We start from the raw sequence: 21689 nt of genomic DNA on the forward strand, positions 1-21689 counted from the left end.
ACGACGGACTGCCGTCACCAGGCGCACACCTGCCGCCCCTGACCGTCAGCGGGCGGCGATGGCGTCGCAGACGTTCTCCTGGTCTCCCAGCGCGACGCGCATGCTGCGCACGCCCGCGGCATCGAGCGCGATGACGTGCAGTCCGTCGAGCAGGTAGTAGCCCAGCGGGTATCGGTCGCCGGGGCGGAAACCGAATCCGGCGGGGCCGATGATGGTGTACCGCAGCCAGCTGCCGTCGGGCCGGTGTTCGAGCACTCCCGAGCCACCCGCGTCGCGGCGGACCGAGCGCCCCGTCGCGGTGTCGGTGAAGTCGACGGTCAGCGGCCCGGCGAACTCCTCCAGGCGTACGGTGCCGTCGCCGTAGCGGGCGCTGACCCTGGTGCGGACGTCCTGCGACACCACCGAGACCTGCAACGGGAACGCGCAGTAACGCCCGGCCGGTGCGGTCCAGCCCTCCTGCGTCCAGGTCTGCCACGGCTCGGGCCGGTAGCCGCTCCGGGCGGCGGCAGGCGCGGCCGGGACCAGCATGACGGCCAGCGTCACCGACCAGGCGACCAGCCCCGGCAGCACACGTTCGCGCCACCGGGTGACGGTGTGCCGGGCCGCACGGCGGCCGCGATCGGGCGCGGTACTCCCACGGTGCTTCACGCCGAGATGCTTTCCACCGGGGCGGCCGTCCGCAGCCGGGTGACCGCAGCGATGCCGCCGCTGCGGCGAGGTCTGGTCCGCAGGCCGGGCCAGGTGGTGGCCTGCAGCGAGTCGTCCTGGCCGAGGATCGCGGTCTCCATCCGGCGCAGCGCCGGTCCGGGGTCGACGCCCAACTCCGCGGCCAGGCGCGTCCGGGCGCCGCGCAGCGCGGCGAGCGCGTCACCCTGACGGCCGGCGCGGTAGCGGGCCAGCGCCAGCAGTTCCCAGCCGCGTTCGCGCAGGGGCTGCTCGATGACCACGGCCTCCAGCTCGCTGAGCGCGGCGGGCAGCCGTCCGAGGTCCAGCATCGCCGCCAGGCGCAGCTCGACGGCGGTCGCGTACAGGCCGTCGAGCCGGGTGGTCTCGGGCAGCACGAACGGTGCGGCGTCGATGCCGGTGTACGCCGGGCCGCGCCACAGCGCGAGACTGCCGTCCAGGGTCGACAGCGCCTCGGCGGTGTGGCCCAGTTCGAGCAGCAGCCTGCCCCGCTCGACGCCGTCGGTGAAGCGGTCGGCGTCGAGCGCACCCGCCGGCAGCCGCAGGGCATAGCCGGGGCCTTCGCGGACGAGCAGTTCACCGGCCCGGTGGGGGTGGCCGGGTTCGAGCGCGCGGCGCAGCTGGGCGACATACCCGTGCAGGGTGGCGCGGCTGGCCACGTGCCCCGCGTCGCTCCAGGCCAGTTCCTGCAGCCGGTCGGCGCAGAGCATCCGGCCACGGGCGAGCAGGAGCGCGGCGAGCACGAGCCGCTGCCGGCGGCCGCCGAGAGCCGCCGGGCGGCCGTCGCGAATCGCGGCGAACGGGCCGAGCACCGTCACCTGTACACCTGGCTGTCGTCGATCGTCGTGCATGGTTCTCCCCGGCTCGATGGTTGGAGCAGGAGCACATCAGCGACGGCGGCCCGCAGGACAGGGCCGGGTGTCCTGCGCTGCCGGGAGCGCACCCGTCCCGGCGTCCCGGGACCGGTGACCCTGGCGCTCGGGCGCGCGCCACGGTATCTCAAGATGACCAGCTGACAGGGGAGGGGCGTGGCCGATGACCGATCGCCGCCGGCCGGTGACGGCGTGGGTGGTGCTGGCCGTGACCAGCGTCCTGTCAGTGGGATCGGCCGCCGGATGGCTGGTCGCCGCGCCGCGCTGGGACCCGTGGATGCTTTACTCGCTGGTCGACTGGCTGGTGGGCGCGGTCTACGGCGTCGTGGCGTGGCTGATGCTGTCGCGGCGCGGCCACCTCGCCGCGTGGATCATGGCGGCTGCCGGGATCGGCGGCGCGGCGTCGGCCGCCCTGGCAACCTGGGCGGTGCTCGGCGAAGCCCGGCCGGCGGTGCTGCCGCCCGCGGTGCTGCTCGGCGCGATGTACTGGCTGTGGATCCCCGGCTCGTACGCGCTGACGGTGGTGCTGCCCTGGCTGCTGCCCATCCGCAGGTTCGGCCCGCTGGACCGGTTCGCCGTCGGGGCGGGGGCGGCGTTCATCGTGGTGGTGCAGCTGAGCACCATGTCGGACCCGGCCGAGAGCTGGCGGCCGCTGCCGGTCGACGATCCGGCCCTGCTGGCCGGGCGGGCGGCCGTCACCCCGTGGCTGAACGTGGGCTGGCTCGCGCTGACCCTCGCCGCGGCCGCCGGGGTGATCGCCCGCCGCCGTCGCGCGTCACCTCCGGACCGCCGGGGACTGGGCTGGCTGGCGATCGGGATCACCCTGCTGGGCCTCGCGATCGGCCCGCTGGCCCTGCACACGGCGTGGGGCGTGCCGGTCTACGGCCCGCTCGCCCCCGCGCTGATGCTGGCCGCGCAGCTGTTCTTCCCCGCCGCGGTGCTGGTCGTCGTGCTGCGCCAGCGGCTGTGGGGCATGGAGCTCGCGGTCGGCCGGACCCTGGTCTGGGCCCTGATGACGTGCATCGTCATCGGCGGCTACACGGTCGTGGTGCTGGTGGCCGACCGGGTCCTGGTCATGCCGTCCGTGGTGCCGCAGGCGCTGGCGACCGCGCTGCTCGCGGCCGCTTTCCTGCCGGTCCGGCAGTGGGTGCAGGCACGGGTCGACCGCCTCGTCCACGGCGAGGGCGACCGGCGGCTGATCCGGCAGGTCGCCGACCGGCTGCGGACAGCCGACCGGGGTCAGGTGATGCTCGACGCGGTCGCGGCCGGGATCGCGCAGTCCCTGCGGCTGGAACGGGTGACGGTGGCCAGCGGCGACAGCCCGGTCCCGCCGGACGGCGGCGACGTGCTGACGCTGCGGTTGACCAGCCAGGGGCGCGTGGTGGCGGTCCTGCGGGCCTGGCCACGGCCCGGTGAGCGGCTGGGACGGCGTGCGGTTTCGACCCTGGGCGACCTCGCGCCGGTGGTGACCGCGCTGGTCGACCTGGCCGCCGCGCAGGGCGAGATCGACCTCGCCCGCGACCGCACCGCCCGGGCCCGCGACGAGGAACGCCGCCGGTTGCGCCGGGACCTGCACGACGGGCTCGGCCCGGCGTTCAGCGGCCTGGCCCTGGGACTGGCCGCGGTGCGCAACATGCTGCGAAGCCGCCGTGACGATCCGGCGGTCGCCGCCGCGGACGAGCTCGTCGGGCAGCTGGCGGCCGAGGCCGATCGGCAGGCCGCCGCGGTCAGGGACGTCGCCCGCGCGGTGATGCCGCCACTGCTCGACGACGGAGCCCTCGCTCCGGCACTGGACCAGCTCCGCGAGCGCTACGTCGCGGCCGGTCTGGCCATCGAGGTCCGCGCGCGGCCGGGGCTGCTGCCCGGCGACCTGGCCACCGCCGTGTACGGCATCGTCGCCGAAGCGGTGCGCAACGTCCACCGCCACGCGGCCGTGGACCGGTGCATCATCGACGTCATGAACGGACCTGGGGGGCTGGAGGTGTCGGTGACCGACCACGGCGCGGGCATCGACGCCGACGCGGCGACCGGGGTGGGCACCCGCGCGATGCACGAGCGGGCGGCCGGGGTCGGCGGCACGCTGACCATCACGACGCCGCCCGGCGGCGGCACCCGGGTCCGCCTGCTCGTGCCGGCCGGTACGCGATGACGGTCCGGGTGGCGGTCGTGGACGACCATCCGGTGTTCCGGCTCGGCATGACCGCCCTGGTCGGCACGCTCGACGGGATGCTGGTGGTCGGTGACGCGGTCGACGTGCCGTCGGCCGTTGCCCTGGCCGTACGGCACGATCCCGATGTCGTGCTGATGGACCTGCACCTGGGCCAGCAGTCGGGCATCGACGCGATCCGGCAGATCCGTTCCCAGCAGCCCAGGGCCGCGATCCTGGTGATCTCGATGCTGGACGACGACGAGTCGCTGCACGGAGCGCTGCGCGCCGGGGCGTCGGGCTACCTGCTCAAGGGAGCCTCGCCGGAGGAGATCGAACGCGGCATCCGCGCGGTGGCCAACGGCGAGGTGCTGCTGGGTTCGGCCGTCGGTGGCCGCGCCATGCGGCTGCTGACCGCACGGGCCGCCGCCCCGATCGCGTTTCCGCAGCTGACCGAGCGGGAACGGGAGGTGCTGGACCTCGTCGCGCGGGGCCTGGACAACGCCACGATCGCGCACCGGCTGGCGCTGAGCCCGAAGACCGTCCGCAACAACCTGTCGAACATCCTGGTGAAGCTGCAGGTCAGGGACCGTTCACAGGCGATCGTCACCGCCCGCAGGAGCGGGCTCGGCGACGCCTGAAAGGCCGCGCCCGCAGTCCCAGAGACATCCCAGTGCGCTCACGCAGCCTGAGTCCTCGTCGGCCGTCCGTCGTGGACGGCCCATGTCGAGGGGGACAGGGTGTCACCAACACTGCCGCGCGGGCACGCACGACCGCGCCACCACCAGCCGACGGCCCGAAAACGGCGCGGGCGGATGTCCGTCACCGGCCGGCTGCTGACCACCGGGGCGGCGATCACGGCGATGCTGCTCGGCAACGCCGTCCCTGCCTCCGCCGACCTCGTCTGGAACGACCAGGACTTCCGTGACGTCCTGTTCGTGAGCCAGGTGCAGGCACAGGGCTCCGGCGAGCGGGGATACGCCTACCTGGTGTCGTCGGTGGCGCTGCTGGACTGGCGGGCGGCCAACCCGGCGGCGACCGTCCCGGCCACCGTCGCCGCGTTCACCGCCATCAAAGACGAGGTGCTGCCGCGCGTGCTCGGCGCCTTCACCCCGCAGCCACCCTGCCAGCCGACGCCGCAGAAGCCGTGCCCGCCACCGACCGCGGCGGCAGACCGGCCCATGACGCCGAGCCCGCAGGGATACCTGCTGGCCGCCATCGACGCGGCGATGGACGCGACCGGCACCATCGACCTGCCCCGGCTGCGTGAACTGGCCCGCGACACCCAGGGTGACTCGCTGGGTGGCACCCCGGTCGACATCCACCAGGTGACCGGCTCGTACCAGAACGAAGTCCTGTACGCCACCTACCCGCGGGTCCAGCGCGAGCACTGGGCCGCGGTGAGCCGCGCGGGCCTGGCCGACAGCACGCTGGCCCAGGCCTGGGACACGGTGCTCGGCGGCACCCTGTCCGTGCACCTGGCAGCCGACCGTGACACCCTGCTCCAGGGACTGCCGGCACCGGCGCGCACCGACCTGACCAGGCTCCTGGACCTGCGCGACAACCCCGCCGCGTTCCAGGCCGAAGCGCTGGCCCAGGCGGCCGCGTCCCGGGTCGCGCTCAACGCCAGACACGTCGAGGCCACCGACGCACTGAAGGCGCTCAACGCCGCCAACCCGCCCGGGCTACCGCCCACCACGTCGGCGGAACAGGCGGCGACCGCCGCGGCCAACCGCAACAAGGAGCTGGACGGCTACGCGGCCACCGGGCGTCTGATCGGCACCGTCGTCGGATACTTCGACAAGGAGGTGGGCGCGGACATCGTCCGGATCGTCGACGCCGTGTCGGCCATCGTCAAGTCGTACAACGACTTCGGCCCGGCCATGGTCGCGCTCGCCGGTGGCAGCCTGGCCGGTGTCGGCGCCATCGTCGCGTTCGGCCAGGCGGTCGTCGGTGGAGTGCAGCTGATCACCGAGATGTTCGGTTATACCGGACCCGCTCCGGAGCAGGTCATGATCGACCAGATCAAGCTCGTCAGCAAGCAGATCGACGAGCTGCGCACCACGATGAACGCACGCTTCGACCACCTGGAACTGATGCTCAAGACGATGTTCGAAGAGATCTCCAAGGTGCTGATCGAGCTCGAGAAGGATATCGAGGAGATCCGGCGCAACCTGGCCGCCATGCAGAACGGCCTGCTGGCACTCGACGAGCGGGTCTCCCAGCTCGCGGCGTCGACCGCCGCCGCCCTGCGCAACCAGGCGCTGGACGGGTTCGTGGCCCAGGTCAACGAGAACCTCGGCTGGGAGACGAAGACCAACCTGCCGCTGACCGACTTCGGCAGATACTGGACCGCCGCGTCCACGTTCCACAGTCTCGGCGCGTACCGGTCCTCCAGCGCGCCGTTCGCCATCCAGCAGAACACCGCACCCGACATGACCCCGGCCGCGATCGGCGAGTACACGCCGCACGGGTCGCTGTACTACCTGTCCTGGCTGGCCAGGCACCGCTGGGACGGCAACTTCCCGCTCCCGGCCGTCAACACCGCTCAGGGCGTGCCCAACGCCGGGGTATGGATCGCCGCCGCCCGCGCCTACAACGACATGACGCTGCAGAACCCGCAGTTCGCGGGCAACAACCCGCCCTCGCGGGCCACCGAGCTGATCACCGCCGGTGCCAGGATCCAGGCGGTGCTGCGTTCCTACAGCGCTCCGGCCAACGGCGGCACCAACCAGCTGTTCCAGGGCCTGACGGGCACCTACCGCACCGCGATGGACGGCTTCAGTCAGCGGCTGAGCGACATCCGCCGCGACGTGCTGCCGTACCCGAACTACGACATCTTCGGCGACCCCGCCCAGCCGCCGCCGGGCAACCTGCCCAGCAGCAACCAGGTGGTGCACTGCCCGACCAGCGGCAGTCCGGTGCCCGCGCCCGCGGTGGCGAGCCTGGCGAACATGTCGCGGGTCTACCACACCATGTACACGCTGGCGTCTCCCGTGAGCGCGAAGGTGCAGGTGCGCGACTGCTACGACGCGGTCTTCGTCAATCACGACACCTGGGAGAACAGCCGCGGCGAGTGGCGCACCAGCGCTGACGTCCAGGTCACCATCCGGCTCCAGGTGAAGTGGCACGGCGAGGACGCGTGGCGCGACGCGCGCACGATGAGCGCCGTACACCCCGCAGGCAAGATCGAATGGGACGACGCCTCCGGGACCGGAATGATCACCCCGCAGCAGGCCGTGGTGTCCAAGTGGCCGCAGGGCCTGCGTGCCGCGATGGAGGCGAGCACGACCGTCGGCAACGTGGCGGCCACCGAGGACAACGCCTGGTTGCGGCTGCACGCGCTGCAGAACGGCAAGCAGCGGCTGTACTACAGCAGGGCCGTCGCCGAACTGCGTACCCCGAACTCGGTGCTGAACCTGGCCGCGGCCAGGGTCAACGAGGCCGTGCTGCTGCTGCAGACCTACACCCAGCTCGGCTTCCCCCAGGCGTCGAGCGTCAACACCGTGCTGGCCAACCGGCTCAACGGCACGGGTCACCTGCCGGGCAGCATCCGGCTCACCAGTGGACTGCACTCCGACTACCTGCTCGAACCGCTGGTCGCAGCCCTCGACGCGTACAGCAACTGCGCGGCGCCGCTGGGCGAGGCGTGCCCGTACGGCGACTGGTACAGCCCGAAGGGCTACCTCGACCGTACGCCGATGGCCCAGTTCGGCACGGCGTGCGCACCGTCGGAGGTGGCTGTCATGCCACGGGACCCGATCGGTGACTGCCTGGCCTTCGAGGCCGTCCGCAGGGTCAACGAGCTGTCGGCGGAGTACCGGCTCCATTCGGGACAGCTCAGTCGGGGCGAGTACGTCGAGGGCATCCCCGAGATCGAACAGATGATCAAAGAACTGGAGATGTCGAGGGCGCTGCTCAGCCGATAGCGGCACCGCGTGACAGGCGGGCGGCGCGCGGCAACGTGCGCCGCCCGCCAGAGCGTGATGGGGACCGGCCCGGTGGTGAGCGGGTCACGGGCGCCAGGTCCAGATGCTGCCGTCCCAGTGGCCGGAGACCACGATGGTGCGCCCGTCGAGGTCGCCGATGGCGATCGCCTCGGCGGCGGTCTGCGGGCCGGTCAGCCCGGTGCCGTACGGCTGGCCGCTGGACAGGTCCCAGACCCGGATCCTGCTGTCGTCGCTGCCGCAGACGGCCACCGTCCTGCCGTCCAGGGTCCCGATGGCATGGTCTTCACCGCGACCGTGCCGCGGCTGATGGTGCGGCCACCCGGCGTCGGCGCCGTGAGATCCCAGCTGCGGATCTCGCCGTCCTCGCTGCCGGAGACGGCTGTCGTCCGGCCGTCCACCGTGCCGATGGCCATCGCCCAGACCGCCGCCTGATGGGAGCCGAGGAGTTGCACGGCTCGGCGCGCCGCCAAACCCGGGCGTGCCGACTACGGCGGCGCCGTCACGGCGACGGTCAAGGCCGACCCGAGGATCGTGGTCCGGGCCGGCCCGACGACGAAGTCGGCGATCGTCGGGCGCGTCGAGGCGGGCCGGGTCGTCGCGGTCGACTGCTACCTGGAGGGCGAGCAGGTCTCCGGCCGCCGTGGCAGCAGCACGAGGTGGGACCACCTCCGGTATGGCGAGCTGAGCGGCTTCGTCGCAGACGTGTGGCTGGACACCGGCGGCCCGATCGCGCAGAAGGTCCCACGGTGCGACATGACCTGACCCCGCCTGAACGGCCTGCCGTATCACCTTCAGGTCAGGCAGCCGCAAGTGAGGTGGGCCGGTGCCCAGACCCTGCACACTCCGCGACTGCCGCCTGTGCGATAGCCGTGCCTGGGCAGCCGCCACGCCTGCGCGGCGCGGCGGCTGCCCAGGCGGTCAGGCGCGGGTGATCCGGACCGCGTCGGCGATGACGTAGCCGGTGCCGGACGTCCAGCGGCTGACCCCGACCACGTTCGCGTCACCGGCGGCCAGGCGGAACACGCCGAGCGACACCCACCGGCCGCCGTTGACGCGCTGGTTGACCCGGACCGTCTGGTTGCCGCTGGTCGTGGACACGATGTACGGCGTCGCGTCGTTGTAGCCGGCGTTGGCCGGGTACCAGACCGACACGTCGTAGTCGGCGGTCTGCGGGATGTTCACCCGGTACCAGGCGGCGTCGCTGGCCAGCACGGGGTCGGCGAAGCGGTAGTCGGCGCCGTACCGCTCGGCCGAGTAGGTGGACACGCCCCAGCTGGCCCCGGCGGTGAACCTGTCCGCGGTGCTGTTGTCGACGGTCGTGGTCCACGGCTGGGCGGTGGAGACGAACCCGATACCGTTCGGGACCGGCCGCTGTGCGCCGTCGGAGGGCGTGTTGCGCACGGTGGCCGACGTGGCGCCGGGCATCCGCGCCACCAGGGTGCTCGAACCGCCGCCGTCGAGGTTGATCGCGTCGTCGGCGCCCAGCGACTTCATGTAGGCGGCCAGTTCCACGTAGGTCATGCCGACGCTGGCGGCCGTGCGGCCGTCGACGACCACCAGCCACATCTTCAGCCCGTCGGCGGAGAAGCCGACCGCGGTACGCGGATTCTTCGGGTGCGCGACGGTGGTGGCTACCCCGTCCTTGACCAGCACGAGGTTGCCGCCGATCGCCACCTGGGCCGCTCCGTCGCCGCCGCGCGGCGCGTAGTTGACGGTGACGGCCGCGCCGACGGTGAGGCTGGCGAGGGCGTCGGCACCGGCGTTCACGCCGAGCACGGCGACGGTCCCGTTGGCCACCTTGCCGCCGGGGGTGGTGCTGACCTTGGTCACCTTCCCGGCTGTCACCTCGATCTCGCGGGACCGGGTGGCGCCGTCGAGGGCCTTGCTGCGTGGCTGGTCGCCCCACAGGGGGTTGTAGACGCCGATGCCGTTCGCGGCGATGTTCGGGGAGTTGAGGTTCGTGGCCGTGAGCCGGGTGCCGCCGGGCAGGGTGATCGTGGCATCGAGGAAGATCTCGGCCAGCCCGCCGCGGCTGCCCGCCCCGTTGCTGTAGAGCGCGGCGACGTTGTTCCAGCCCGTGGCCGGGCCGTGCAGGAGGGTGCCGCCGTCGAGGCCGATGCCGCGCGGTGCGCCGGTCTCGCCGATGTCGAAGAAGTCGCCGTTGACGGCGGCTACCGCGCCGACCCGGTTGGCCTGCACGGTCAGTGCGGTGGTCGCGCCGACGGTGCCGGGGTTGAGGTATCGGGGTTTGAGCGTCGGTTCGGCCAGGTTGGCGGTCAGGATGTTGACCTGGTTCGGCCCGCTGATGGAGGTGCTGGTCAGGGTGAGGCCGGGGGCGAGGGAGGTGGTGGCCAGTGTGCCGACGTCGGCCGCGATGGCAGCGGCGCGGTCCGGCACCGCGGTCGCGGGGGTGGGTAGCGCGCCGGTGCCCGCCAGGGCGAGCAGCGCGGTGAGCAGGACGGTGAAAGCTGGTCGGCGCATGACATCTCCGGGTGGGAGGGGGTGAGGTGGTGATGCGTCGGGCGTAGATAAGTGTCGCTAAATCGATGTTTTCTGGCAAGAATTTTCGTCACGGGCAGCGGCGGGCCGGATGTGAGGGCTTTGTCGGCACCCGCATGCCATTGGCAGATCGCCATACCTTGGCGGAGTGCCCCTCGCCACGATTCCCACGATGTTGCTGCTCATCAGTGGTCTGTTCGTCGGCTTCGGGATCGGCGTGCACCCCTGGCTGCGGCGGCTGCCCGCCGAGAGTCATCTCGCGGCGATGGACTCCGCCAGGCGTACGCGACCGAGGTTGACCATGGACCGCACGGCCCCGTCCCAGCCGTCGACGGCCCGTACGGCCGCCGAGTACCAGATCCGGGCGAGCACCACCAGGGCCATCGCGGCGATCACCGGCCCCCGCCCGGCCAGCACCCCGGACGCATGGCTTCGGCTTCGTCGGCGTCGTCGGTGACACCGTACACATCGGTCTGTCGGCGAGGCCGACCCTTTTGAGGGGGCCCGCAGCGGTGTTCTCAGCAGTGGCCTTGCTGAGCGGACCGGGCTTCGCTACCGTAGCGCCGTCTCCCATGCCTTAGGTGAGCTCGTACGGGGACGGGCCACCGGTATCCGATATCGGAGTGTGCAGGCGTGCAGTACCGCCCCGAGGTGTCCCGCGAAGGTGACCGCTACCAGGGACGCCGCCGTGTGTCGGCGCCCTCCCGCAGGCGCTACGCCAGCGTTCTGGCCACCGCGTTGGCCGGTGCGGGTGTCGTCGCGTTCGGCGCGGGCGCGAGCCTCGACGACGCCAAGGACGACGCGATCCCCATCGCGGCACTGACCGCCGGTGACGGTGCCGACCGTGCCGCGTCGGGTGAGCGGGTCAGCCGCGACGACCGGCTGATGAGCACCTCGATCAACCAGGCCCCGGACGCCTGGGTGCTGCCGCTGCGCAACTTCAACCTGACCTCCCGGTTCGGGATGCGCTGGGGCAGGCTGCACCAGGGGCTGGATCTGGCGGGTCTGCCCGAGGGCACGCCGTTCGCGGCGGTGCGCTCGGGCACGGTGGTGCAGGCGGGCTGGAACGGCGGTTACGGCAACTCGGTCATCATCGACCACGGCGACGGCGTGCAGACGCTGTACGGCCACTCCAGCAAGGTCAAGGTCAAGGTCGGGCAGCAGGTCAAAGCCGGCGACGTGATCGCGCTGCTGGGCAACACCGGGCACTCCTTCGGCACCCACCTGCACCTGGAGGTGCACGTCAACGGGGTCGCGCAGAACCCGCTGACGTGGTTCAAGAAAAAGGGCGTCGACTACGAGCTGGAGATCGAGACCGTCTACGGCGGGTGAAATCCGGCAAACGGCCGGTTCGGGGGCGCGATCCGGGGCACGGTAGAGCCAGGTACGCGACGGTGAACGGACGGATGCCATGCCACTCGAAGGTGAGTACGAACCCAGTCCCGAGAAGTGGGTACGCGATCAGGTCGCCATGTACGAGAGTTCGGGCGGCACCAAGGGCACCACGCTGCTGGACACCGGTCTGCCGGTGATCATTCTGGCCACGGTGGGCGCGAAGAGCGGCAAGATCCGCAAGACGCCGCTGATGCGCGTCGAGCACGACGGCCGGTACGCCGCGGTGGCCTCGCTGGGCGGAGCGCCCAAGCATCCCGTCTGGTACTACAACGTCCTGCAGCACCCCACGGTCGAACTGCAGGACGGGCCGCGGCGGCGGGACATGACGGCCCGTGAGGTGACCGGCGCGGAGAAGGCGCAGTGGTGGGAGCGCGCGGTCGCGGCGTATCCGCCGTACGCCGACTACCAGAAGAAGACCGACCGCGAGATTCCTGTCTTCGTACTGGAACCGAAGGCCAGCTGAGCCGCAACTGAAGATCGATAACCTCATCTGTTCGGCGGAGCCGGGGTCACACGCTCGGCTCCTTACCCCTATCCTCTCGGGGTGCTCAACAACATCAACACCACAGCGGTCCTGCTTGCACTACCCGTCGCCGCCGCCGCGGTCGCCGTCCTCGGCTACGCCGCCGGCCGCGCCTTCCGCCGACGGCGATCACGGGCCGTCCGCTGACCACGCGGAGCATGGCCCAGGCCACCGGTCGGGGCCGTGCTCCCGGTTCCCGTCACGCCGCTGGGCGTGAACCCGCCGGGTCGGCGTCGAGCACATGTGTGACGAACGCGGTCACCTTCTGCCGCAGGCGTGCGACGCGCTCCTGCGGGGTGAGGCTCTCCGGCGGCTGCGGCAGGAACGGTTTGCGCAGTTCGCGGACGTACAGCGAGCACGCCAGATCGGTGCAGGCGTACATCCCGGCCGTGTTGCCCGCCCGTCCGGCGGCTCCGGCCAGCCGGGCCGCGAACAGGGCGATCGAGGCGGCGTCGTGCAAGGTGTGGCAGAACCCGCACATGTTCGACCGCATCAGGCTCCGCGGCGGCACGGTCGCGCTGAGTGCCAGCCCGACGACGGTGGAGCCCAGTGGCGTCACCAGGTATGCCCGGCCGGGCGCCTTGGCATCGCGCCAGCCGAGGAAGTCGAGGTCCGGCCAGGCGAGCTGTTCGGGCGGCCCGGGCAGTGTCAGCCGCTGAGCCTCGCCCTTCGACGTGTTCGCCAAACAGCCACGGATCTCGGCTGCGCTGAGTGGTTGCATGATCATCCTGTCCGTCATCGGGCCGGACCGGAGCGGCCTGCCACTTCTCATACGCCCCGGTGTCGAGGTCCGGTGGGGCGCGGGCCCCAGGGTCGTCGGCCGCACGGCGCCCGGCAACCCGTTTTTTCGCAGGGTGGGCGGCCGGGACGGCCTGCGAGCGGGGTCGGCCAGGGATCGCGCCAACCGGGGTGTCAGATGCTCTGACCAGCGTAAAGTCGACAGGGGTCGGTTTCAGGAACGCTTGTGTGGTGTCGCTGTTCGGAGGTGTTTAGCATGACTGTTCGAACCCCTCGCATCGAAGATCATCCAGACCTCGCCGAGCTCAGGCTGCGGTACGAGGAAGCCGCCGAAACCCCGACGGCGCAGGTGGTGGAGGGACTCACCCTGCTGTCAGGCCTCTACCTCGCGATCTCGCCCTGGGTGGTGGGTTTCGACAGCAACGCCAGCCTGACGGCGAGCAACGTCATCACCGGTATCGGACTGGCCGTGCTGGCGCTGTGCTTCGCCACCATGTTCGCGGGCTCGCACCGGATCGCCTGGGTCGCCCCGATCCTCAGCCTGTGGGCGATCGTCTCGCCCTGGCTGGTCAGCGGCCCCGCACCGAGTGTGGGCGCGATCGTCAGCAACGTCATCGTCGGCCTCGTGGGTCTGGTGTGCACCATCGCCATGATGTCGATGGGCAGGCGCAAGGTCGCCGACGCGGCGGAAATCGGCACGGCGGCGCAGTCCTACCGCGAGGTGCCCCGGACCTAGGCCGTCGATCCGCCGACTGATCGCGATCGTCGAACTCCCCGCCGGGCAGGCGACAGCACAAAGCCTGCCCGGCGGGGAGTCGCGCTGTGACGACGCGAGTTCACGGCGGCGGCCCGGCGATGCGGCGGCGTCGCGTTCGCTCAGCTCGCGGCCGGGCGGCGGAAGACGCCGTACCACCAGGTGGCGGCCAGTTCCCGGGCGGCCGCGGCGTCGCGGCCCCCGTCGTCGGTGGTGACGTGGCGCAGCAGGAAACGGTCACCGCCGTCGATCATGAGGCGGGTGGCGGCCGCGGGGTCGATGTCGGCGGGGGTGCGTCCGGCGGCCTGTTCGGCGGCGATGAGCCGGCGGGTGTTGTCGCGGAACGCTTCGAGCCGGTCGTTCCAGAAGTCGCGCACGGCCGGGTCGTACGCGGAGGTCTCCTGCACCGCCGTCAGCAGCGCGGCGTGGGCCCGGTACGTGGCGATGACGTCGGTGAACGTCGTGGTGAGGCCGTCGAGGCCGGCTTCGGGCCGCCAGGCGGCGGTGATGCCGAACGAGGTCTCGCTCATCGAGGCGGCCAGGCGCAGCAGCAGCTGGGTCTTGTCGGCGAAGTAGAGGTAGAACGTCGAGCGGGCCACCCCTGCGGCGGCGGCGATGCGCTGCACGCCGAGTTCGGTGAATCCGGCGCCCTCGGCGAGCAGGCGGGTGACCGTGTCGAGGATCTGGGCCTCGACGCCGCCGCGGCGGTCGGCGGCGCCGGAACGGCGTCTGGTGATGGACGGCATAGCTGGATCTTAGGCGTGGTGGCGGCTGGTCAGGGCCGAGCTACGCTGGTGTCGGACATAGTGTCCGACGAAGTGTCTTGCGATCACGTCAGCGTGATCAGGAAAGGAACACCGTGAAGTACCGCCTGCTGGGCCGCACCGGAGTCTGGGTCTCGGAGATCTCGCTGGGAACGATGACCTTCGGCGGCGCGGACCACCCCGTCTACGGCCCCCTCGGCGGCCTGGGCCGCGCCGAGGCCGACCGGATCGTGGGCACCGCGCTCGACGCGGGAATCAACTTCATCGACACGGCCGACGTCTACGCCGACGGCGAGAGCGAGCAGCTGCTCGGTCAGGCGTTGGGCTCCCGGCGCGACGAGATCGTGCTCGCGACCAAGGTGCACGCGCCGACCGGACCCGGCCCCAACGACGCGGGCTGGTCGCGGCTGCACGTGATGCGGGCGCTGGAAGCCAGCCTGCGCCGCCTGGGCACCGATCACATCGACCTCTACCAGCTGCACAACTACGACCCGCTGACCCCGTTCGAGGAGGTGCTCGCCGCGCTCGGCGACGCCGTACGCCAGGGCAAGGTCCGTTACATCGGGTGCGCCAACCTGTCCGCCTGGCAGATCAGCCGGGCGCTGGGCGTGTCGGCGAGGCACGGGCTGCCCGCCTTCGCGGCGACGCAGGCCTACTACTCCCTGGTCGGCCGCGACGCCGAACACGAACTGGTGCCGATGGCCCAGGCCGAAGGCGTCGGGCTGACCGTGTGGAGCCCCCTGGCCGGCGGCTTCCTCAGCGGCAAGCTGCACCGTGACGGCACGGCCGAGCCCGGCAGCAGGCGCGCCGCGCCCGACTATCCCGACTTCCCGCCGGTCGACCGGGAGCGCGGCCACGACGTGCTGGACGTCCTGCGTGCCGTCGCCGCCCGCCACGCCGTCAGCGTGCCCCGCGTGGCGCTGGCCTGGCTGTTGGCACAGCCGGCGGTGACCAGTGTCATCGTGGGCGCGCGGAGGGTCGAGCAGTTGGCTGACAACGCCGCGGCCAGCGACCTGGTGCTGACCGCGCAGGACCTGGCCGACCTGGACCGGGTGTCGGCTCCGCCGGCGCTGTATCCGGGCTGGATCCAGCAGATGTTCGCCGCGGCCCGGCAACCGGTCGGCTGACCGGCTGCCGGGTGGGCGCGACCCCGCAAGCGCGAGCACGCCTCCTTCAGAGAGTGTCGGCGTAGGTCACGGGCCCAGGGTCAGTGTCCAGGTGTCGATCCGGCCGACGTCGGACGACGCCGCGTCCTGGACGCGCAGGCGCCACGTGCCGTTGGCGGTCTCGCCGGACAGGTTCACGGTGTAGGTCTGGTGGATGTCGTCGGCGCTGCCGCCGGAGCGGTTGCTCAGCGAGTAGCTCGACCCGTCCGGTGCGACCAGGCTGACCACCAGATCGCCACGGTACGGGTGGACGATGTGCACCTCCGCCGTCGATGACGCCGAGGCCGCTGCCGGGCAGCCGCTGATGGTGACGGTGCTCTCGACCGCGGCTCCCGCGTCCGGGATCGCGACGTCGGCGGGGTTGCTCGCCCGGCAGCTGCCGGACCCGGTCAGGCCCGTCTGCGTGATCGTGAGGGTGCTGGCGACCGGGTTGAGCCGCAGCCCGGCGCCAGCCGGCGGGCGCAGCGTGTAGTCGTAGTCGGTGGAGATCACCACCAGGCCGATCCGGTGTCCGGCGGCGAACACGTAGTCCTTGGGCTGCATGGCGAAGGTCAGCGTGTACTCCGTGCCCTGCACGACCTTCTCGCTGGTGGCGCGGCTGTTGCGGTTCTGCGGGTCGATCCAGCCGCGGGTGACGATCACGGGGGTGGTGCTGGTGCCCGTGCCGCCGTAGTCGACCAGCAGCGCGGTCACGTTGGCGTCGTTGCGATTGGTGACGGCCAGGCGCAGTGAGACGCGGGGCGAGCCGGTCAGGGTGACCGCGGCGGGCAGGTTGCCGGTCCGGTAGACCAGCCGGTTGCCGTTCGCGGTGTCCGGGTTCGCGACCAGCGTCGTCGCCGTGCTGGTCCGGCCGTTGTCGGTGAACTGCTGCGCCGTGGTGCCCGACGGCGTGCCGAGGGTCAGCCCGCCGGGTGCGGTGGCCGACGTCGTGTCGAGCTTGAACACGGCCGGGGCGGCGGCGGGGTTGGGCCAGTCGGCGTACTGCCGCCAGGCGCCGTCCTTGAACTGCACCTCGGCCCGGGGCTCGGTGAGGATGCCGTTGTCGACGCCCTTGAGGAAGTACGCGAACCAGCGCTCGACGGTCGCCTTGTAGTCCGACCGTGAGGTCGTGCCGTGGCCGCCGTTGTGCAGCCAGATCTTGCGGGGCACGTTGTTGGCCCGAAGCGCGTCCCACCACTGCGCGTAGTGCTGGCCCTTGACGTTCCAGTCGGACTGGCCGTGGATGACGAACACGCCCGCGGTGACCTTGTCGGCCTTGCCGACGTAGTCGCGGTCGGCCCAGAACTGCTTCCAGTCGCCGGTGATCCGGTCCTGGTCGGTCTCGATCTGGTCGATGCGGCTGGTGCACCCGGTCCGGTCGACCACGGCGCGGGCCAGCACGTCGGCGTCCTCGCCCTGGTAGCCGCCGGGCGCGACGACGAGCCCGTTGGCCCGGTAGTAGTCGTACCAGCTGGAGATCGCCGAGATCGGCACGATCGCCTTGAGCCCCGCGACACCGGTGGCGGCGGCCATGTTCGGCAGCGTGCCGTTGTACGAGACGCCGATCATGCCGACGTTGCCGGTGCTCCAGGATGCGGTCACCAGAGCGCCCGCCGCGCTGTAGCCGCGGGCGCGGCCGTTGAGCCAGTCCACGACCGCGGTGGTGGCCAGGGTCTCCTGCATGTCGCCGCTGGTCGGGCAGCCCTCGGAGTCGCCGGTGCCGAGGCTGTGGCCGAGCACGACCGCGTACCCCTTGGGCACGAAGTAGTCGTCGTACCAGTCGGGCAGGTCCGGCACCGGCCGGGCGGCGTTGAGGCCCGGCCCGGCCGTGGGCGGTGCGCCCGGCGTGAGCGGGAACAGGTTCTCCTGCGGCAGGGCGGTGACGTTCACACCATGGTTGGCGGCGTTGGCCAGCCCGTTGCGGTACGGGCTCTGCTCGAACACGACGGGGACCGGCCCGCCGCTCGACGGCCGGGCGATGTCGATGGCGATCCGGTCGAGCCTGCCGTCGCCGTTGGAGTCCACGCTGGACTCGACGTAGACCCGTTCCTCGATCTGGGCGAGCGCGGCCTGCGGCGCTGCCGCCGCGACGGCGACGGGGATCGGGAGGGTGGCTGCGAGCAGCGCGACGATGAGCGTCAGGCGGTGGGTGAACCGCATGTGGCTTCCTTCCAGGGGTGGTGGACAGTCGCCGAGGGTCGGATACAGCGTGATGGTTGTCGATGCTTTCAGATCGACGATGGTGATTCAAGCGGCGCGGGATGGGCGTACGGCGGCCGCACCGCCCCAGTGGCGCGGCAAAGCGGCAGGCAGGGCGGCGTGGCGCCCCCGGCGGGCACCACTACTGTGTCGCCATGGCTCGGATCATCGTGGCGTCAATGCCGTTCGCAGGTCACGTCGGTGTGATGAGCGCGGTCGCCGGTGAGCTCGCGGACCGCGGCCACGAGGTGCTGGCCTACACCGGGGCGAAGTACGAGCAGCGCTTCCGTGCGGTGGGCGCGCAGTGGCTGCCGTGGCAGCGGGCGACCGACTTCGACGACAGCGACCTCGCCGCGACGTTCCCGCCGGTCGGCGACGGCAAGGGCCTGCGCGGCGGCATGGCCAACGTCGAGCACGTGCTGATGGGCACCGGCGCGGGCCAGGCCGCCGACCTGCTCGCCGAGGTGGCGCGCCGACCGGCCGACCTGCTGGTCACCGACCACCTGGCGTTCGGCGCGGCGCTGGCGGGGGAGACCCTGGGCCTGCCCTGGGCCTCGGTGTCGGTGACGCCGCTGCCACTGGAGAGCCGGGAGCTGCCCCCGCCCGGATTCCCGGCGATGCCCGCCAGGGGACCGCTCGGCCGGGTCCGCGACCGGGCCCTGCGGTCGGCCGTACACGCGATGACCGGCCGTTTGCTGAGCCCGATGCTGAACCGGATGCGTGCGGGCGCGGGCCTGCCCCCGACCACGGGTGGCATGGACAGCCTGCTGTCGCCGCACCTGATCCTGGCGCAGGGTGTGGTCGGGCTGGAATACCCGCGCACCGACCTGCCGCCGTACGTCCACTTCGTCGGCCGCCTGGCCGCCGCACCCGCCGCGCAGGAGCTCCCGCCGTGGTGGGCCGAGGTCGAGTCGGCGCGGTCCGCGGGGCTGCCGGTCGTGCACGTCACCCAGGGAACCCTCGACGTGGACCTGTCCGACCTGCTCAAACCCGCGATCGCGGGACTCGGCGGGGAGCGGGTGCTGGTGGTGTGCACCACGGGCGGCGCGCCGGTCGACGCGCTCGGGCCGTTGCCGGACAACGTCCGCGCGGCCCGCTTCCTGCCGCACGACCGGCTGCTGCCGCTCACCGACGTCATGGTCACCAACGGCGGCTGGGGCGGCGTACTGGCCGCGGTGCAGGCCGGGGTGCCGCTCGTGGTCGCCGGAGCCTCGCTGGACAAGCCCGAGGTCGCCCGCCGGGTCGCCTGGTCGGGCGTCGGCCGCAACCTGCACACCGGCAGGCCCGGCGCGGCCCGGGTCCGCCGGGCGGTGCGCCAGGTGCTCGCCCGGCCGGAACTGGCCGGGCGCGCCCGCGAACTGGGCGTGAGGATGGCCGCGGCCGGTGGCGCGGGCGCGGCGGCGACGCTGCTCGAAGGGCTGATCGGCGAGCGGGTGGCGGGCCGCTAACGCTGGTCGGGCAGGTGCCGCAGTTCGGCCCGCAGCTGCAGGAACCGGAACACTCCGGGCTGCCCGGCGACCTGCTGGTACCGGTCGACGACGGCGTCCACGAACGCGGGCACGTCGGCGGCGGGCAGCCGTGCCGCCCAGTCGGAGAACCCGACCGTGCACCAGGCCGCGAACTGCTCACGCGAGCCGAAGTCCCAGGCCCGGTCGGCCACCGACTGCCGCGTCATCGCCAGGCCCGCGTCGGCCGCGACGGCAGCCAGCTCGGCAGGGTCGAGGTGGGTATACGGCGGCGCGAAGCCCGCGAACGCGGCCGCGAAGCGCGGGTCGTGGGTCACCTGGGTGGCGATCCGCTCGACGCTGGGCCGGGATCCGTGGCAGACGAACTGCACCACCACCCGCCCGCCGGGCTTCAGCGACGCCGCGATGTTGCGGTAGGCGCGGCGCTGGTCGGCGACCCAGTGCAGGGCGTTGAACGACACGACGAGGTCGAAGACGGGCGCGAACGCCATCGTGGTGACGTCGCCGAGCTCGAACGACACGTTGGCGAGCCGGTCGTCGGCCGTGCGGGCCGTCTCGACCATCCGCGGCGACGGATCCAGGCCCAGCACGGACCCTCGCGGCACGCGCGAGGCGATCAGCCGGGTCACGTACCCGTCCCCGCAGCCCACGTCGAGCACGGTTTCGCCGCCGTCGACGGCGACCGACTCCAGGGCCGCCGCCGCCATCGCCCGCTGCAGTCCGCTGATGTGGGCGTAACCCTCGCCGTCCCAGTCGGCCATGTACGCTCCCGGCTGCGTCTGCGGTCCGCCGCCCGGCTCGGTGCGCTCAGCGGCCGGTGAGAACACGCCTGCTCATCCTCGCGCCCCGTCGCACTCCGGGGGTGACCGAAGCGTTTTCTGGACCGGTTCCAGCGGGTCCGCTCGCTTCTGGACCGAACGGTGCGAGCCCGGCGCAGGCCGGGCCCGCGCCGTTCGGGCGGGGTGGCGACCGGTCAGGCGGTGACGTGACCCGCGGTCCAGCACGCACTCTGGCTGTGGCAGTTCACCAGGGCGTCCAGGGCGGTGTGCAGCGCCGCCAGCCGGGCCGCCGACAGCGTCGCGGCGATGTTGTTCAGCTGGTACGGGTCTGCCACCCGGTCGTAGTACTCCCGCTCGCCGGTGGAGTACTCGACGTAGGTGTAGACCGCGGTGCGCAGCGCCGAGTACGTGGTGGGCGTGCCCGCCTTGGCGGTCTGGAAGTCGGGGTCGTCGGCGTCCTGGCCGGGTCCGTGATGCTCGATCAGCGACGCGGTCCGCCAGTTCGCGGCCGGTTCGCCGTTCAGCAGCGGCAGCAGGCTGCGGCCGTTGACGGCGCTGGCGACGTCGGCACCGCCGATGCGCTGGAACGTCGGTGCGAGATCGATGTTCTGCACGATCTCGGGCCGGGTGCTGCCCGCGGCGACGCCGGGGCCGACGACGATCAGCGGCACCCGCACGTCGGTGTCGAACGCGGTCTGCTTGCCGGAGGTCAGCCGGTACTCGCCCATGTGGAAGCCGTTGTCCGAGGTGAAAACCAGGTAGGTGTTGTCGGCGACGCCACTGGCCGCGAGGTCGGCCCGCAGGTCGCCGATCATACGGTCGACCGCCTGCACGGACTGCGCGCGCTTGCGGAAGTTGGTGTCGATCGTCGTCTTCTGGGCAGCCGTCAGCGGAGCGTTTCCGGCCAGCCAGCCAGGCGCGTTGGCGGGCAGCTTGTTGAACGCCGGGGTGCGCGGCGCGGTCAGGCCGGGGAAGTCGGTCAGGTCCTCGGGCGCGGGGGTGAACGGCCCGTGCGGGGCGAACGTGGCGATCTCCAGCAGGAACGGCTTGTTCGCGGCCACCGCGTTCTGGATGAAGGAGCTGCCCTTGCCGGACACGACGTCGGTCAGGTAGTCGGCGGGGGAGTCGCCGTAGTGCACCACGGTGTGGTTCTCGTTGAGGTCGTAGTTGTACTCGGGGTAGCCGTTGCCGGCGACCCGCCAGTCCGACCAGCCCGGCGGCACGTACGGCAGGCTGCCGCCCTGGGTGTCGGCGGGCAGGTAGCCGTTGAGGTACTTGCCCATCATCGCGGTGGCGTAGCCCTTCGCCTGCAGCGCGGTCGCGAAGGTGTTCGACTCGTTGCCCCGCCCCTTGAACACGGCGAACCCGCCGTCGGTGCCGCCGTTGGTGAACACCCCGGTGTCGTGCGGGAACTTGCCGGTGAAGATCGACGAGCGGGACGGGCAGCACAGCGAGTCGGTGACGGTGTAGTTGGTGAACGTCATGCCGTCGCGCTGCAACCGCTGGACCTGCGGCATGTATTGAACGAGGTTCCAGGCCAGGTCGTCGGTGAGGATGAGGATGACGTTGGGCGGCGTCGCGGCGGCGGCCGGGTCGGCGGGCAGGGTGGTGCCGGCGGCCGGGGCGGACGTCCAGACACTCAGCGCGAGCAGGCTGGTGACGGCGAGGGCCGCGCCGAGGCGGCGGGGGTGTCGAAGCATGTCGACCATGCTCGATGGGCGGCATTATCTCGCCGCGAACAATTATCGCCGTAAATATTAATTACACTATCTTTA

Annotated in this window: 21 protein-coding genes; 11 read left to right on the forward strand and 10 right to left on the reverse strand. The window is 72.0% G+C overall.

The annotated features are described in order from the left end of the window. Positions 1-45: 45 nt before the first annotated feature. Positions 46-648: a hypothetical protein gene (locus HAV40_RS09225; protein WP_166380450.1), complete on the reverse strand. Its 603-nt coding sequence runs from the start codon at positions 646-648 to the stop codon at positions 46-48. Further along, positions 645-1502, reverse strand: coding sequence for an AfsR/SARP family transcriptional regulator (locus tag HAV40_RS09230; protein WP_166380451.1), 858 nt, complete (start codon positions 1500-1502; stop codon positions 645-647). Before HAV40_RS09230 ends, HAV40_RS09225 begins: the two co-directional genes overlap by 4 nt. Before the next feature lie 217 nt (positions 1503-1719). Here HAV40_RS09230 and HAV40_RS09235 point away from each other — a divergent pair, with 217 nt between their 5' ends. From HAV40_RS09235 to HAV40_RS09245, 3 genes are all read left to right on the forward strand, one after another. Next, positions 1720-3705, forward strand: coding sequence for a sensor histidine kinase (locus HAV40_RS09235; protein WP_166380452.1), 1986 nt, complete (start codon positions 1720-1722; stop codon positions 3703-3705). Between the two features lie 17 nt (positions 3706-3722). Further along, positions 3723-4343 (forward strand): response regulator, encoded by a 621-nt coding sequence (locus tag HAV40_RS09240; RefSeq protein WP_239085683.1) that lies wholly within the window; start codon positions 3723-3725, stop codon positions 4341-4343. Between the two features lie 174 nt (positions 4344-4517). Next, a complete protein-coding gene (locus HAV40_RS09245) occupies positions 4518-7631 on the forward strand; it encodes a hypothetical protein (protein ID WP_166380454.1) in 3114 nt (1037 codons plus the stop codon). An 84-nt stretch (positions 7632-7715) separates the two neighbouring features. Here HAV40_RS09245 and HAV40_RS09250 read toward each other — a convergent pair whose 3' ends face one another. Beyond that, positions 7716-7901 carry a hypothetical protein gene (locus HAV40_RS09250; protein ID WP_166380455.1) on the reverse strand — a complete coding sequence of 62 codons (186 nt, stop codon included), beginning with the start codon at positions 7899-7901 and terminating at the stop codon, positions 7716-7718. Between the two features lie 27 nt (positions 7902-7928). On the opposite strand from HAV40_RS09250, the gene HAV40_RS09255 reads away from it, so the two are divergent. Both HAV40_RS09255 and HAV40_RS09260 read left to right on the forward strand, forming a co-directional pair. After that, entirely contained in the window at positions 7929-8084 is a 156-nt protein-coding gene (locus tag HAV40_RS09255) for a hypothetical protein (protein ID WP_166380456.1), read from the forward strand. Between the two features lie 99 nt (positions 8085-8183). Next, positions 8184-8414 carry a hypothetical protein gene (locus HAV40_RS09260; RefSeq protein ID WP_166380457.1) on the forward strand — a complete coding sequence of 77 codons (231 nt, stop codon included), beginning with the start codon at positions 8184-8186 and terminating at the stop codon, positions 8412-8414. Between the two features lie 156 nt (positions 8415-8570). Here the strand turns inward: HAV40_RS09260 and HAV40_RS09265 are convergent, their stop codons facing one another. Together HAV40_RS09265 and HAV40_RS09270 are read right to left on the reverse strand one after the other, a co-directional pair. Beyond that, entirely contained in the window at positions 8571-10133 is a 1563-nt protein-coding gene (locus HAV40_RS09265; RefSeq protein WP_166380458.1) for a golvesin C-terminal-like domain-containing protein, read from the reverse strand. A gap of 270 nt (positions 10134-10403) precedes the next feature. Then, complete coding sequence (locus HAV40_RS09270) at positions 10404-10568, reverse strand: hypothetical protein (protein WP_166380459.1); 165 nt, start codon at positions 10566-10568, stop codon at positions 10404-10406. Positions 10569-10784: 216 nt separating this feature from the next. On the opposite strand from HAV40_RS09270, the gene HAV40_RS09275 reads away from it, so the two are divergent. The 3 genes from HAV40_RS09275 to HAV40_RS38835 all read left to right on the forward strand — a co-directional run bounded on the left by HAV40_RS09275 (position 10785) and on the right by HAV40_RS38835 (position 12216). Beyond that, entirely contained in the window at positions 10785-11483 is a 699-nt protein-coding gene (locus HAV40_RS09275) for a M23 family metallopeptidase (RefSeq protein WP_239085682.1), read from the forward strand. A 79-nt stretch (positions 11484-11562) separates the two neighbouring features. Beyond that, positions 11563-12009 (forward strand): nitroreductase family deazaflavin-dependent oxidoreductase, encoded by a 447-nt coding sequence (locus tag HAV40_RS09280; RefSeq protein WP_166380460.1) that lies wholly within the window; start codon positions 11563-11565, stop codon positions 12007-12009. Between the two features lie 81 nt (positions 12010-12090). Further along, on the forward strand, positions 12091-12216 hold the full coding sequence (locus HAV40_RS38835; RefSeq protein WP_275413425.1) for a hypothetical protein: 126 nt from the start codon (positions 12091-12093) through the stop codon (positions 12214-12216). 52 nt (positions 12217-12268) lie between these two features. Here HAV40_RS38835 and HAV40_RS09285 read toward each other — a convergent pair whose 3' ends face one another. Further along, positions 12269-12790 carry an FBP domain-containing protein gene (locus tag HAV40_RS09285; protein ID WP_166380461.1) on the reverse strand — a complete coding sequence of 174 codons (522 nt, stop codon included), beginning with the start codon at positions 12788-12790 and terminating at the stop codon, positions 12269-12271. A gap of 273 nt (positions 12791-13063) precedes the next feature. Between HAV40_RS09285 and HAV40_RS09290 the strand changes: the two genes are divergently transcribed. After that, positions 13064-13543, forward strand: a complete 480-nt coding sequence (locus HAV40_RS09290) for an SPW repeat protein (protein ID WP_166380462.1) — start codon at positions 13064-13066, stop codon at positions 13541-13543. 140 nt (positions 13544-13683) lie between these two features. Here the strand turns inward: HAV40_RS09290 and HAV40_RS09295 are convergent, their stop codons facing one another. Continuing rightward, a complete protein-coding gene (locus HAV40_RS09295; RefSeq protein WP_166380463.1) occupies positions 13684-14307 on the reverse strand; it encodes a TetR/AcrR family transcriptional regulator in 624 nt (207 codons plus the stop codon). 113 nt (positions 14308-14420) lie between these two features. On the opposite strand from HAV40_RS09295, the gene HAV40_RS09300 reads away from it, so the two are divergent. Further along, positions 14421-15452, forward strand: coding sequence for an aldo/keto reductase (locus tag HAV40_RS09300; protein ID WP_166380464.1), 1032 nt, complete (start codon positions 14421-14423; stop codon positions 15450-15452). 66 nt (positions 15453-15518) lie between these two features. On the opposite strand, the gene HAV40_RS09305 is transcribed toward HAV40_RS09300, so the two are convergent. Beyond that, complete coding sequence (locus HAV40_RS09305; RefSeq protein WP_166380465.1) at positions 15519-17630, reverse strand: Xaa-Pro dipeptidyl-peptidase; 2112 nt, start codon at positions 17628-17630, stop codon at positions 15519-15521. A gap of 218 nt (positions 17631-17848) precedes the next feature. Here HAV40_RS09305 and HAV40_RS09310 point away from each other — a divergent pair, with 218 nt between their 5' ends. Beyond that, positions 17849-19117 carry a glycosyltransferase gene (locus tag HAV40_RS09310; protein WP_166380466.1) on the forward strand — a complete coding sequence of 423 codons (1269 nt, stop codon included), beginning with the start codon at positions 17849-17851 and terminating at the stop codon, positions 19115-19117. Here the strand turns inward: HAV40_RS09310 and HAV40_RS09315 are convergent. Both HAV40_RS09315 and HAV40_RS09320 read right to left on the reverse strand, forming a co-directional pair. Next, the gene (locus HAV40_RS09315; protein WP_239085681.1) at positions 19114-19962 is read right to left on the reverse strand and encodes a class I SAM-dependent methyltransferase; all 849 of its coding nucleotides are present in this window, start codon (positions 19960-19962) and stop codon (positions 19114-19116) included. The genes HAV40_RS09310 and HAV40_RS09315 overlap by 4 nt on opposite strands. 146 nt (positions 19963-20108) lie before the next feature. Then, positions 20109-21614: a sulfatase family protein gene (locus HAV40_RS09320; RefSeq protein ID WP_166380467.1), complete on the reverse strand. Its 1506-nt coding sequence runs from the start codon at positions 21612-21614 to the stop codon at positions 20109-20111. Positions 21615-21689: the final 75 nt, after the last annotated feature.

Origin of the sequence: Catellatospora methionotrophica (assembly GCF_011297335.1) — a bacterium.
Taxonomy (GTDB): Bacteria; Actinomycetota; Actinomycetes; order Mycobacteriales; family Micromonosporaceae; genus Catellatospora; species Catellatospora methionotrophica.

Bases quoted from the DNA above. Each gene is read 5' to 3' on its own strand.
- HAV40_RS09235 (WP_166380452.1), top strand. From the start codon at position 1,720: ATGACCGATCGCCGCCGGCCGGTGACGGCGTGGGTGGTGCTGGCCGTG.
- HAV40_RS09245 (WP_166380454.1), top strand. From the start codon at position 4,518: ATGTCCGTCACCGGCCGGCTGCTGACCACCGGGGCGGCGATCACGGCG.
- HAV40_RS09255 (WP_166380456.1), top strand. From the start codon at position 7,929: ATGGTCTTCACCGCGACCGTGCCGCGGCTGATGGTGCGGCCACCCGGC.
- HAV40_RS09265 (WP_166380458.1), bottom strand. From the start codon at position 10,133: ATGCGCCGACCAGCTTTCACCGTCCTGCTCACCGCGCTGCTCGCCCTG.
- HAV40_RS09280 (WP_166380460.1), top strand. From the start codon at position 11,563: ATGCCACTCGAAGGTGAGTACGAACCCAGTCCCGAGAAGTGGGTACGC.
- HAV40_RS09285 (WP_166380461.1), bottom strand. From the start codon at position 12,790: ATGCAACCACTCAGCGCAGCCGAGATCCGTGGCTGTTTGGCGAACACG.
- HAV40_RS09290 (WP_166380462.1), top strand. From the start codon at position 13,064: ATGACTGTTCGAACCCCTCGCATCGAAGATCATCCAGACCTCGCCGAG.
- HAV40_RS09295 (WP_166380463.1), bottom strand. From the start codon at position 14,307: ATGCCGTCCATCACCAGACGCCGTTCCGGCGCCGCCGACCGCCGCGGC.
- HAV40_RS09305 (WP_166380465.1), bottom strand. From the start codon at position 17,630: ATGCGGTTCACCCACCGCCTGACGCTCATCGTCGCGCTGCTCGCAGCC.
- HAV40_RS09310 (WP_166380466.1), top strand. From the start codon at position 17,849: ATGCCGTTCGCAGGTCACGTCGGTGTGATGAGCGCGGTCGCCGGTGAG.
- HAV40_RS09320 (WP_166380467.1), bottom strand. From the start codon at position 21,614: ATGCTTCGACACCCCCGCCGCCTCGGCGCGGCCCTCGCCGTCACCAGC.